The 11,698-nt window shown below is 57.0% G+C and carries 18 protein-coding genes; 2 read left to right on the top strand and 16 right to left on the bottom strand.

Features of this window, described 5'->3' with window-relative positions; all coding sequences use genetic code 11:
- The 9 genes from V6C16_RS01440 to V6C16_RS01400 all read right to left on the bottom strand — a co-directional run.
- The coding region (locus V6C16_RS01440; protein WP_333542733.1) for a hypothetical protein at nt 1-208 on the bottom strand (208 nt) is incomplete at its 3' end.
- Nucleotides 209-219: 11 nt separating this feature from the next.
- Entirely contained in the window at nt 220-1,494 is a 1,275-nt protein-coding gene (locus V6C16_RS01435) for a DUF2213 domain-containing protein (protein ID WP_333535402.1), read from the bottom strand.
- Complete coding sequence (locus tag V6C16_RS01430) at nt 1,491-2,216, bottom strand: minor capsid protein (protein ID WP_333535401.1); 726 nt, start codon at nt 2,214-2,216, stop codon at nt 1,491-1,493. The genes V6C16_RS01435 and V6C16_RS01430 overlap by 4 nt, the downstream gene beginning before the upstream one ends.
- Nucleotides 2,217-2,335: 119 nt before the next feature.
- Complete coding sequence (locus V6C16_RS01425; RefSeq protein WP_333542732.1) at nt 2,336-3,709, bottom strand: phage portal protein; 1,374 nt, start codon at nt 3,707-3,709, stop codon at nt 2,336-2,338.
- Between the two features lie 41 nt (nt 3,710-3,750).
- Complete coding sequence (locus V6C16_RS01420; RefSeq protein WP_333535398.1) at nt 3,751-5,163, bottom strand: hypothetical protein; 1,413 nt, start codon at nt 5,161-5,163, stop codon at nt 3,751-3,753.
- Nucleotide 5,164: 1 nt separating this feature from the next.
- Nucleotides 5,165-5,620 (bottom strand): terminase small subunit, encoded by a 456-nt coding sequence (locus tag V6C16_RS01415; RefSeq protein WP_333535397.1) that lies wholly within the window; start codon nt 5,618-5,620, stop codon nt 5,165-5,167.
- A gap of 62 nt (nt 5,621-5,682) precedes the next feature.
- Nucleotides 5,683-5,880 carry a hypothetical protein gene (locus V6C16_RS01410; RefSeq protein WP_333535396.1) on the bottom strand — a complete coding sequence of 66 codons (198 nt, stop codon included), beginning with the start codon at nt 5,878-5,880 and terminating at the stop codon, nt 5,683-5,685.
- A 2-nt stretch (nt 5,881-5,882) separates the two neighbouring features.
- A complete protein-coding gene (locus V6C16_RS01405; RefSeq protein ID WP_333535395.1) occupies nt 5,883-6,185 on the bottom strand; it encodes a hypothetical protein in 303 nt (100 codons plus the stop codon).
- Nucleotides 6,185-6,772 carry a glycoside hydrolase family 108 protein gene (locus V6C16_RS01400; protein WP_333535394.1) on the bottom strand — a complete coding sequence of 196 codons (588 nt, stop codon included), beginning with the start codon at nt 6,770-6,772 and terminating at the stop codon, nt 6,185-6,187. Before V6C16_RS01400 ends, V6C16_RS01405 begins: the two co-directional genes overlap by 1 nt.
- A 137-nt stretch (nt 6,773-6,909) precedes the next feature.
- Between V6C16_RS01400 and V6C16_RS01395 the strand changes: the two genes are divergently transcribed.
- Nucleotides 6,910-7,413 (top strand): hypothetical protein, encoded by a 504-nt coding sequence (locus V6C16_RS01395; RefSeq protein ID WP_333535393.1) that lies wholly within the window; start codon nt 6,910-6,912, stop codon nt 7,411-7,413.
- Here V6C16_RS01395 and V6C16_RS01390 read toward each other — a convergent pair.
- The 7 genes from V6C16_RS01390 to V6C16_RS14930 form a co-directional block, all read right to left on the bottom strand.
- Complete coding sequence (locus tag V6C16_RS01390) at nt 7,385-7,600, bottom strand: MerR family transcriptional regulator (protein ID WP_333535392.1); 216 nt, start codon at nt 7,598-7,600, stop codon at nt 7,385-7,387. The genes V6C16_RS01395 and V6C16_RS01390 overlap by 29 nt on opposite strands.
- Nucleotides 7,597-7,776, bottom strand: coding sequence for an anaerobic ribonucleoside-triphosphate reductase (nrdD, locus tag V6C16_RS01385; RefSeq protein WP_333535404.1), 180 nt, complete (start codon nt 7,774-7,776; stop codon nt 7,597-7,599). The genes V6C16_RS01390 and nrdD overlap by 4 nt, the downstream gene beginning before the upstream one ends.
- A gap of 16 nt (nt 7,777-7,792) precedes the next feature.
- Complete coding sequence (locus V6C16_RS01380; protein WP_333535391.1) at nt 7,793-8,239, bottom strand: RusA family crossover junction endodeoxyribonuclease; 447 nt, start codon at nt 8,237-8,239, stop codon at nt 7,793-7,795.
- A gap of 288 nt (nt 8,240-8,527) precedes the next feature.
- Entirely contained in the window at nt 8,528-9,673 is a 1,146-nt protein-coding gene (locus V6C16_RS01375) for a hypothetical protein (RefSeq protein WP_333535388.1), read from the bottom strand.
- Nucleotides 9,670-9,933 (bottom strand): hypothetical protein, encoded by a 264-nt coding sequence (locus V6C16_RS01370; RefSeq protein WP_333535386.1) that lies wholly within the window; start codon nt 9,931-9,933, stop codon nt 9,670-9,672. Before V6C16_RS01370 ends, V6C16_RS01375 begins: the two co-directional genes overlap by 4 nt.
- Before the next feature lie 2 nt (nt 9,934-9,935).
- Nucleotides 9,936-10,397: a hypothetical protein gene (locus tag V6C16_RS01365; protein WP_333535385.1), complete on the bottom strand. Its 462-nt coding sequence runs from the start codon at nt 10,395-10,397 to the stop codon at nt 9,936-9,938.
- Between the two features lie 214 nt (nt 10,398-10,611).
- Nucleotides 10,612-10,866 carry a helix-turn-helix transcriptional regulator gene (locus V6C16_RS14930; RefSeq protein WP_442886165.1) on the bottom strand — a complete coding sequence of 85 codons (255 nt, stop codon included), beginning with the start codon at nt 10,864-10,866 and terminating at the stop codon, nt 10,612-10,614.
- Nucleotides 10,867-10,948: 82 nt separating this feature from the next.
- Between V6C16_RS14930 and V6C16_RS01360 the strand changes: the two genes are divergently transcribed.
- A complete protein-coding gene (locus V6C16_RS01360; protein WP_333542731.1) occupies nt 10,949-11,680 on the top strand; it encodes a S24 family peptidase in 732 nt (243 codons plus the stop codon).
- Nucleotides 11,681-11,698: the final 18 nt, after the last annotated feature.

Below are 11,698 nucleotides of genomic sequence, written 5' to 3'. Positions count from 1 at the left end.
GGCCGGTACGCTGCACGTCGGTCGCGACGCCTGCGATAACGGCGAGGCCCGCTTCAAGACCGTCGTCGCCCACGTCGCCGACGATGAAGGCGTCCACAAGATTCTTGTCGCTGGCAAAGGCCAGAGAACCGGCGAGCGCCGTGCCCTGCTGGTCCTTGTACGAGCTCTGCGCAAAACCGTTGCGCACGGGGTTGTAAGTGTTGGGCATGGTCGTTCTCCTTACTTGCTTTCGGGCTTCGCGTTACGGGCTTTCATGGGCCGGAGCATGCGCTCGCGGTTGTTGGCGGGCTGGGATCCGCCCTTGCCGGGAGTGCGGGAGCCGTTGAGAACGCGCCCGGTTTTTTCTTTACTCTTGGCCTTCGCTTTGGCATTGGCGGCGAGAATCTCGAACGCACCGTCAAAGGCGTCCTGGTTCCAGTCGTCGACCTTCAGTCCGCGCATGTTCATGACGCGGGCCACAGTCACCTTGCGGCGCTCGGCCATGCTATTGCACTTTTTGAGGGCATTGCCGAATTCTTCTTTTTCTTCATCTGCTTCCGCGTTGCCGCCTTCCATGTTGTCGGTTTCGGCGTCGATGATGGCGTCTTCGGCGTCCTTCTGCTCGACGAACTCCTCGGCCATGGCTTCCTGCGCGGCCGGGGTGAGCAACTCTTCGATCTGCTTCTTGGCGTCGGCAAGGTGCTGGTCGTGTTCGGCGAGCTGCTTCTGCAATTCGGAAATCTGCCCTTCCAGGTCGGTCTTGGCCGCGATGGCCGCGCTGACGGCCTCGGCGTTGAAGGCCTTTTCCTCGTTGAGCATTTCCTCGGCCTGGGCGGCGTCTTCTTCGTTCTGGAACTTGTACGACCGCGCGCGATTGCCGACGGTCACCTTCAGAGTGGTGGGCATGTCTCCTGCTCCTTCTGATTGTTTGCCGGAGTATGGCTCGCGGCTGTTGATGATGCGCACGTCGTAACCGCACCGGCCCATGCCTTCGGGCAGCAGCAGGACGTGATTGAATTCAAGGTCGGTCTGTGTGCCGTGATAATGGCGACCGCCGAAGCTTCCCTCGCCTACGACAAGGGTGCCGTTATATCCTGACGAAACCTCGACCAATTCGCCGTTTTGCACTTTGCGAATGGTGTCTTGGTCCATAATAAGAAAGTCACAGACGATTTCACCGTCTTTCATATACGGGCGTCCGGCCACTGCACCAATCGTGAGGCCATCAACAAGCGCATTGCCTGCGTCTCGCCATTCATGGGCGTTGATGACAACTGGTTTACCTTCCAGACTGTCCAGAGCCTTTTCCGTAAATTCCGAGGCCGGGATATACTGCTGCACCGGGTCAATGCCAGGCAGTGTTGCAGCGGTGCCCGCTTCATCCGCGCCATAGGGGTAGACGCCCTCTTTCAGCACGACGGCTGTCACACGCAAGAACCCGTCATCGTCAATGCGCCAATCTGTGAAGCGCGCGGGCGCTCGGTTGATGAACTCTTTTTTTAGAATGCGCGTCATACCGCGTTCCTCAATTTGCTTACGTCAATAATGGGTTCAGAAAAGCAACGGCAATTAATGGCATAGCCAGGATGTCCGTCGACCGGAGGCTGATCCCACCGATATACCTGCCCCTCGCGTTCCCAATGGTTGCCGTGGGTACGGTTCCCATTGGGATAAAGTCCACCTGGCTTACCAACTACACGAGCATCTTTTCGTGTTCGCCAGATGTACTCCTCTATGCCTACTTCTTGTTGCCGAGCCTGATTGATGGCCGTGTTGATTTTGCTTGTCTGATCTCTGGCGATGATGCGCGCCCTGGAATCAGAAACGCCAGCGAGGTGCTGGATCTGTTCCGCAAGGCTACGGCCTTCGGGCTGCTGTATCTGCTGATAGTTATCGAGTACCGCGCGCGTCACCCCGTCGAGGTATTCTCCAGGGATAGTTGTAATGAGCCCCCGGGCTTCCACGCTCATGAGTTCTGCAGCGTCAAAAACTACCTTGTCGTCGAAGATAGCGGTCATATCGACACCCAAGGAGCGAGCGATATTTTTTTCCAACCGCAACTTGGTGTCCTTGCTCACTTCGGACACCCACCTTGATGCCAAGCGCTGCGCATCGGCCCCGTAGATGATGCGCCAGCGGTCCTGCAATTCCCGCAATGCCTGTGCGGCCTGTGATGGGGTTGCTTCGCCAGCAAGCCAAGGAATGAGGTTCTCAACGTCCTCAATAAGCCCGCGCATGGTGGCACCGATAGCCCGCCGAACCTCCAAAGACACGCGACGCGGCGACCTCACTGGTGCGGCCCGGCGTTTGCCCCTGGGCATGCGTTTTGCGGTGTCTCGGTTCAGGAAGATGGGCATTACGCGACCCTCCCGAATCCCTGCCCGCCGAAGGGGTCGGCGATGTCCGGGTCGCTCTCCAGAAATTCCATGGCCTCGACCGGAGTAAGGAATATCTTGCGCTCGATAAGTTCCTTGACCGCGCCCTCGGAGCTGATGACCTGAGAATCCACAAGACCCTGCACGATGGTGGCGTAAATCTGGGCGATGTCCGCTTCTTCCTTTTCCGACATGGTCTTGAGGCTCGGGTAGTGCATTTCCAACTTGGCGGAACGGGCGGTCCAGTCTTTCCAGCCCCAGAGAGTGGCCCCTATCCAGTCGAAGATGCGGCGCTGCACCGGCATGACCGTGAGGCGCTGGTAGGCTTGCACCATGTCGTAATAGTTGTTCTGGTCGCTCTCGCCGGTGGCGTTGAGGCCTCCGGGGGCCTGGCCGAGAAAACGGGTAGCCGGAATGTCGGATGCGGCGGACAGGAGCTGTGCGAAGGTCATGACCAGCTCGGGCACGGAGCCGAAGCTCGCGCTGTGCTGGTTGATTTTCGCGCCCTTGGCGTCAACGATGGCCCCCCGGTACAGGGATAGTTGCTCGATAATCTCGCGCAACTTGGCGAGCGCCGGGGAGTCGGAAGCAATGACGCTACGCAGGTTGTCGGCCTCAATGAGCAGGCAGGAGGACATATTCACGAGGTGATACGCGCCCTGCTGCGTTCCGACTACGCGGTTCAGGAGATCGTACAGGGTGGCGAGCTTGGATTCGCCGAAGCCGCAAGGATTGAAGCGGAAGTTTTCCAACACGGTCTGCGCGGCCCGGTTGAACAGGGCGTTGCCGTCGAGCACCAGACAGCGGGAAACGTGCACCTCGGTGCCGTTCACGAGGATGCTGTTGATGCGGTCGTAGTCCGGGCTGAAGGGGTCGGTATCGTAGTTCGGGCGCGACAGGCGCGAGACGTCGACCACGTTGAGAGCCTTGAGGTCGCCCGGCTGCAGGGTGTTGTAGTTGAGCCGGTCGGCGGTCTTTTCCTCCTCCGGCCGCATGAACACGGGCAGGATGAGCGCGCCGCCGAGCAGGCGTTCCTGAATGAGCGCCCGACGAATCTGGCGATCGGCGTCAAGAGCGAGGTAGGCGTCCCAGAGTTTATTTTCGTCATCCGGGGCCATACCACGTAGTTCAACGGGCTTGCGCAGGGCGTCCTCGATAGGGATGTCGATAATTTTCCGCGCCTCCCACGAGGTCATATACCAGCGGATATACTCCTGCCAGCGCGCGAGAAAGTTGTTGTTGTAATACGGGTTCAGCGTGTGCACGCTGGATGTGGAGCGCGAGCCCCGGTCCTGCAAGGTCTCGGCCCCGCCGCCCGAGAGCAGCATATTCTGCGTCCGTTTGCGGCTTCCCATAACAAGCGCGGGACGTCTGCGCGTGAGTATTCTACCTCGCATCACCTTCCGCCCCCCGCGTTGCGCCATAGAGACACGGCCATGGTGAGGGTGTCACAGTGGTCGTCATTGGAATGGGACATGTCCGGCGCAAAGGCCGCACACTCTTCTACCAGCATCTTAGACTGCGCATCGACATTCAGCATGGTGTTTTCGTCGATGACGACTTCGGCGTTGCCTTCAGGGATGAGCACATGCCCACCGTGAACGGACCAGGCCGCTTCATTCATGCGACCGACCTTGTCCTCGGGGAAATCGAAGTCGCCCGGTCGCCAGTCCTCGGCCGGGATGTCGTTGTCGCGCATGGTCTGGGCCAGAGGGGTGCCGGTGGCCTTGTCCTCGACCCAGAACTCGCGCGCGCCTTTCTGCTGCCATTTCTGCCAGAATTCCTGAGCTTCCTTGAGTAGGCGCGGGAATTCCCACCGGCCATAGACGGCATCGAGGCAGTACAGATGATCTCTGGTGCCCTCCCATGCGCGAATGACAGAGGCGTCACTGTCCTTCTTGGACTTGTACGCCGTGTCCGCCGTGAGAAAGATGAGCCCGCCGCGCTGCCCCTGGGCCGGGTTATAGGTCTGCCACCAGTCGAGCTTGATGATATTGCCGCCCTGAATCATGGGCGACTGCATGTACTGCGACCAATAGGTGTGCGGGGCCACGATCTTGAGTTTTTCGAGGAACTCCAGGGAGCAGGTCACCGGGTTGAGCGGTTCCCCCTCGCGCACGGCCGGGAAGGTGACGACGTGCCAGTCCTCGGGCTCGTTCTTCAAAATCCAGCCGAGCAGGTCATCGGGGTGCAGGCGCTGCGCAATGAGGATGATGGGCGTATTGTGGACCGAGTTCCGCCGGCTCTTCAGTGTGCCGTTGTAGTAGTCAATGACGTTCTGGCGCTTGGTTGCGGACTTGGAGTCCGCCGCCTTCATGGTGTCGTCAAAGATGATGGCCCCGCCGAAGCCCCGGCGGACCTTCCCGGCGCCGAAGCCGGTAATTGTGCCGCCGATGGGCGCGGCGTAGATGCTGCCCCCGGCCGTGGTCTTGAAATAGTTTTTGAGGTCCCGGTCTTCGGCGGAAATACGCAGATGCGGGTAAAGTTCCATATGCCACGGCTGCGTGATGGTCTGGCGGATGGCCACCGCGCTGTCGGTGACCAGCTCATCGGAGTAGGATGTGAGGATAAACTCGCAGTCGGGCGCGACCTCGGCGAAGCACCAGGCGGGGAAAGAACGGGCCCCGAAACTGGTCTTGTAGTGGCGGGGCGCGATGCAGCAGGCGAGGTTCTTGGCTCCGTTCGGCAGACAACCGGCAACACAGTCCTGGAGCGCATCGCAGAACGTGTGCAGGTACGGCAGATCGATGAATGGGGCCTTATTTTCTCCGGCGACCCGGTCGGCGTAATCGAACAGTGGATAGATCATACTAACCAGCCACCCCTGGGTTGTCTCTGTCGCTTTCTCTTGCCCTAGCTTCGCGTTCGGCACGTATAGAAAGAAGCCGCTCTCTGGCAGCAATCGACCTCTGCTCACAGATGGCAACGCCGAGAGAATCTGGGGTCTCTATGATATGGCGGTCGATATAGTCGCCAGATATTTTTGAGAGTTGGTCGCAGGCCTTAAGCCTGTCCTTGGTTGCCTCTTCGACGCAGCGCATGACATCGGTAAGAAACTCTTGGCGCTCTTCCCGCCCGGCAATGAGGGTAGAAAGGGCTTTGATCTCCCGCGCTTTAATTGCGTCAAGAATGTAAGGTTTTGTCAGGTTTTCACGCCCAATGGAGCGAGCCGTTTTTTCGCTGTAGCCAGCGGCAAGGGCTGCCGCTGTCGCATTCCCCTGATATGCCTCGACGAACAGGCGTTGTTTATGGGTGAGCTTCGTCATCACTGACCGCCATGATCGTCAAACAGCTTTAAGTGTCTTCTGAGATGTCTTCTTAGCTGCCATCACATATCCTTTCGCAGATCTGCAATTTGCCGCTGCAAATCCGCACGGTGCGCCTTGCACGTCTCCTGGCGCACGTACTCGCGCAACTCGGCCCTCTGGCTCTTGATCTCGCTCCAAATGAGGCGAACCCCATAACCGACGACAGCGATAGCCAGCGGTGTGAGGATTTGCAGCACGTCCATGATTTCTACGGTCACAGCTAGAACCCCAGGCCCAACATGCCGAGCAGCAGGGTCATAACTGTATCCAGAGCAGATGGCGGCAGGGTTTTGCCCCACTCGGGGAAAAAGAGTGGCACGATAATGAGCCGTCCGGGTATTTCCCATACAAGCAGCAGGGCCAATACCCACCCCAAAAAAGAGCGCCAGAGTCGCAGGCGGCTGGCCGGTGCGCCAGCAACTTCGGCTTCATTGATGCGACTCTGGGCTTCGCGAGTTGCCGCGCGGTCGGGAGAAACCTTGTCCAGTACCTTGCCAAAAATGTTTCCAAGAAATCCAAACATCACAGCCCCCGCACGTAACGGCGCAGATCGTCCACGCGGTTGATCCAGCCGCGCAAAAAAACCTGCTGGCTGGGGTTATTGGCAACGATGGTCTGGAAGAACGCCTCGCGCGCGTCGAGCATGGCCGTAAGGGCCTTGTCCGTGTCGGCAAGCTGCATGGCGGCGCGGGTGGCTGGCCCCATGATGCCGTCCACAACCAAAGGCTGGCCGTAGGCTACACAGCGGTTGTAGCCGCGCTGGGCGAGCTTGACGGATTGGGCAGGGCCGCTGTTGACTGCGGCGTCATAGAGCACCACGGCAGGGCGCAGGGGAATAAGATCGAGCTTCAGGCGGTCCCAGAACTGCCAGCGAAAAAGACTGGCTGCCTGAGTTTCGGTCAGGTCGATAATGACCTGGCGCGTGATAGGCAGTCGGATACCCATACGCTCCAAGGTGTCGCGGTTGGATTGGGATTCGGCAGCGACGCCTTTCAGGAATGCAAGGCTGACGCCGTATTTGGTTATCTGTCCACGATCTGCGGGGTGGTCAGTAAGACCACCTTCCCATTGGGCAGTGAATTTGTGTGCGGTAGTAAAATTGTCGGCCACGACTTACGCTCCTGTTTGGGCAGAAGCGTAGCATGGGGTTTACACAAGGACGGACTCAGGAGTATCTGGGAAGGTCTGAGGAGTATCTGGGGAGGGGTTGACAGGTTTTCAACTATTCAAAAACGGCAAGGATAAACATGAAGGTTATTTTTACGTTAATTGGGGTCGGGATTGTCGTTTTATGGTTGTGGGGTGGCGGACTAACAGAATTATGCAAGGAAGGTGGCAAAAATGTAGAATCAATAGAGTCATTATTTACAGGATTAGCCTTTTTGGGGATGATGATCGCCATATATTTTCAAAAAGAAGAGCTTAAACTTCAACGTCAAGAACTTTCAGAGACACGAGAAGAACTGAGAAGAAGCGCTGAAGCAAATGAAGAAGCTGCAAAACTGGCTAAGGAAAATATTGATGCGCAAAAAATAATGTCATATGAATTGAATCATAGTATCCGTTCACAAATTGAATCGGAAAGAATACATGGTATTATAAATTTAATATATAAAAAAATTGAATATACGACATCTAACAACTCTCATGGCGCGCGGGGTGGAGAACTACTAAAAGAGAGTGAAAAAATTAATGCGCTATTAGAAAAAATTGGAGAGCTGTCTACCTTACCCTCCACGCCTGAAGCCTAGCAATCTCCGCACTATATCTCACTTTGCGCCCGTCGCCCTCAACAGCGATGGGCGCGCCTTTTTGTACCCAGGCCTTAACAGTTTTCTCACCCACGCCCATCTCTTCGCAGATTTCCGCCATGTTGCGCAGAATCTTCGGCACATAGCTCACTTGCAGTGCCTGCCGTTGTTCAGCCGCCGTACTCATACTTCCTCCCGGTTCAACCCATGCTTTGCCCTGTCCCGTTCCTCTGCCCGCTTGGCGTTGTTGAACCTGTCCAGATCGCCCACGAGATATCCGGTGATCCTGCGGGTGCGCTCAAAACCAACACCAACGCCGACGAGCCTTCTTGGCTGCCGCGGCTCTGCCTCGACCACCACCATGTCGGGATATGCGTAATCAAACATGTGGACACTCCAGAATTTCAATCTCCCAGCGCGGCACGTCCGAGTAGTATTTCCCTGTGTGCGGCAGGTAGCCCACAACCAGCTTGTCATCTTCCCAAAATCGCAGTTTAGACAGGCAGTCCTTGACGTGCTTCAGCAAATTGTCCAGGTCGGGCTTTGTGGTTGGGCGCACAACGCCTTTTCGAGCCAGGGTCTGGAATTCTTTGGGCTTACCTGTAAACCATGACGGCTTGCTGGACGGAATCGGAAGAAAAGCCTTAACGCCCAGAAGTAGCTGCCCTTGAAACGGCTGTGCAGGCTGATACGGTCCGAGCAGGGCCATCAGCGCCTCCTCTTCGGCAGCCTGAAGCTTGTCCTTGTACGTGCGCGAAAAGCCATTTACCACGCCGTGCCGGGCGCGCATCTGGGCCCGGGGTACGATTCTGACGACAAGTTTCACTGCACTACCCTCCCCGCCTTGATTCGCTCCATGGCGGCCCTGGCTTCTGGATCGCCCCTGAAAGCGGCAAGCACCAGACTTCCGAACTGCGGTGTTTTTTCTTCTGGCTCTTTCGGTAGGGCAGGCAAAGTCGTCTTTACAGGCCGTTCCGCATGCTCCCGCAACACATTCGCAGGGCAGGGAAAGAACGGGGATTTGCGCATGTGAGCCTTGCACGCTGCGATAAACTCTGCGTCGCTGATGTCGTTGCAAAGCTCATCCCAAGTGCTGACCAGCGCCCGCAATTCGTCAGCGTCCAACGGGTGCCGGTAAGCCACGGCCATGCGCGCCAATTCTGCCGATATTCTCTGCTTCGTAGCCATGTGAAAACTCCTCGTCTGCTGCGGCGACAAATGCCGCCAATCCCTCAAGATTTTGTTTGTTTTTCTGGTGCTGCGTCCGTGCCACCGGCGGGCCGTCTCTGGCTTGCTGCACCGGCTCGACAAAAGGCCTGTCATTCCAGCCCTTGCCGTTGAGCCACTTGGCCATGTTCGGCACTTTGCCGCGCTGCCAGCGGCTGTCCCCCTGCGCCAAGGTCAGGATTGCGTCCCTGATCGCATAGGCCTCTGGCAGAGTCCCATTGCCGTGCAGCCGCATCCATTCCCGCCACGCTGCCTCTTGCCCCTGCTGCACAGGGTAGACCTGCCAGCAGGATAGGAATGCCCGCCACTGCGGGTGTCCCTTGCTGGGGCAGTCTGTGCGCTTCGGGCCTGTGCTCTGTGATACCTCTGCGGGAGGCTCCGAGAAAGACTGACGCGCGTCAGCGCCTCCTGAACCTGCCAGATTCAAATTTTCAATGTCACCCTGAACAGTTTCAGGGTGAATTTCTGGCACGAAAGGTGCTACGTGCGCGTGCGCGTTATCCCCCCCCTCTTTGTCTTTATGCGTAGGAGCAGGAGAAGGAGCAGGAGACGGCGTGACGTTTGACGAACGTGCGACGGTCGTCAAACGGTCGTCAAACGGACGCTGAGCGCTGGTCAGGCGGTCATATTCTTCTTTGCTGACGGCGTTGATGCCATCGCTTTTAAGGCGCTCGTATACTTCACGATTGACAGTCGCCAAGCGAGAAAACCGCGCCTTGTCAGAGCGTTCATCAGCCTCGCTGGCCCATGAATTGTGATCTTTCCAATCATGCAGGGCATAGCTTTCGGCAGCTTGGTCAATCCAGACGCCAAGGCAAAACTCAAAAAATGCCCGCTCGTCTCCTTGCCAGTCAGCGGCCATTTCTATGTCCTCCCAATCCATGCCGGTGAGATTGCCGTCAGGTCGGTTCTGTGCTGCCCACGCCCACAAAATTTGCAATGAGCGCACACCCTCAAGGCCAAGCCGCTTTGCAGTCTTACGAGTCTTTGGGTGCTGCCAGAACCCAACTGAGAGGCGAATGTCTGTGTTCATTTGCCCCTCACTGCCGCATTGCGCGTCCGCCACTGCATGAATGTTGGTATGCCCTCAAACAGAACCTTGATTTTTGGCGGGCAGTCCGATTCGAGGCAGTAGCGCATCCTGAACTCTGTTTTTGAGAGCCGAAACGAGCCGGCGACTTCCCGGGGCTGCACAATCCATTCGCCACGATCCAGCGCGCAATACACGATTGCATATGGGCGGCGCAGGGTGATGGCCCGAACCGCATTGCGAGGGTTGAGCGATGAATCCATGACTATTTACCCTCCTCGATGACCTTTGCTGTCGTCTGCCGTAATTCAGCCAATGCCATTTCCTGCGCCTGCAGCAACTCAGCAGCGCACGCCGCGCCCTCCAGATACCGCAGGCCGACCTCATGAAACCGCACCACCGCCGGGAAGTCCTGGAGCATTTCACCCTCAGCGGTAGGGGCATCCGGGGCCTCGGCCTCGTATGACACAATGGAATAGCCGAACATGGCCGCAAGATAGCGCAGCGGTGCAACATCCGCGGTTACGCGCATGACGTTCACCAGTTGCGACACTTTCAGCGTGTCCGGCGCCGTAGGGTTTGCATTCAACGCTGTGTAAAGGCTGGACTCGGACAGCCCCTTGCCCTCTTCGTGCTCAATGGCCTTAAAAACTCCGCGCTTGCCGCCCGGATAGGTGGCGCACGCTTGAGCCAGAAGGGACGTAATCCTCTGTAACTGCTCTCTCATATTGTAATTCCTTCCAGCCGCTCCGGGCCGTAATCTGTTTTCATGGCAAAACCAGAGCCGTTAATCTTCCGCGCATACATCACACCGAAGCAGGGCCACCTGCTCGTGACAATCCTCTCCCCTGCCCTCCTTAAGCCTCTGTACCGCAGCTACCCGGCAGACATTGACGAGGCCGCCGCAGTTGAAATGGCCGTGGCGCGGGCAGCAGCGTTGCTTACTGCGCGTGTACCTGCACAGCCGATTCGGGTGACATGGCAGGGGGTGCTGTAGGCGGCCAGAGATCGGGGCGAAGTTCGGAAAGGTCGATGCCGAATGCACGCGAGTAGGCAAGGGCCGCCTCGGCTGAAACCTTTCTTACGCCGCTACAGTGCTGGAGGACGGTAGAACGCGATTTGAACCCGGCACCTTGAGCCATTTGTTCAAAAGTAAGTCCCCACTTTTTCCGATATTTTTCGAGTGCGTTTTCCATGCCCACAATGTTCACAAATGTGGACAATAAAAGCAACCAAAAAGAACACTATGTTTCTTGCTGTGAACGGATGGTTACACCTATGCTCAATTCTATGGAAAAATGGCAAAATGTAGCAGAAAAAGCGTGGGCCGCAATCCTGTCAAGGGTCGAGGCGATGAAGGCTGAGGGTATGACTCTCCAGCAGATTTCTGATATTGTTGGAACAAAAAACAGAACAGTTATTGGAGAATGGCTAAATGGAAATAGAAAAGCCGTTAACGCCACGTTCTCTGATATGATGAAATACCTCGAAAACCTGGGTTTTCTTCCTGCCGCTTTCTTTCAAAAAAGCGCAATTCCCGGCGTTGGCGACAGCAATACGCCTTCCATCTGTAAGCCCGGGCATCCTCCCATACCCGTCTCAGGTGACGATCTCAAAACCATCAACGTCTACGATGTGGCCGGGGCTGGCCCTGGGGTTGCCCTATCCGAAGTTGAGCCACTGTTCAGCGTAACAGCACCGCCATCATATTTCCGCATGTCAGACTACGCGCTCAAAGTAAGCGGCCACAGCATGGAGCCGCTGATCCCTCATGGCGCGGTTGTTGGGGTGCGCCTGGGCGCTGAGTTTATGGCCAACGAACTTTTTGCGGCTCGTATCCCTTATGAGGGGCTGGTGATTAAGCGCGTGGGCGTGGACTTCGCGCGTAAGGAGTTTGTCTTTAAGTCCCAGAATCCGGACAAGGAAAGCTACCCAGATTTCAGGGTGGGCATAAATGAAGGCGAAGAAATTATCGTAGGCCGCGTTGTGTGGGTGATGGTGGGGTATTAAAATAAACAGGGAGGGGTT

Origin of the sequence: Desulfovibrio sp. 1188_IL3213 (assembly GCF_036763145.1) — a bacterium.
Classification (GTDB): domain Bacteria; phylum Desulfobacterota; class Desulfovibrionia; order Desulfovibrionales; family Desulfovibrionaceae; genus Desulfovibrio.
Note: the sequence above shows the minus strand (reverse complement) of the source record. Positions and strands in the feature narration are given on the sequence as shown.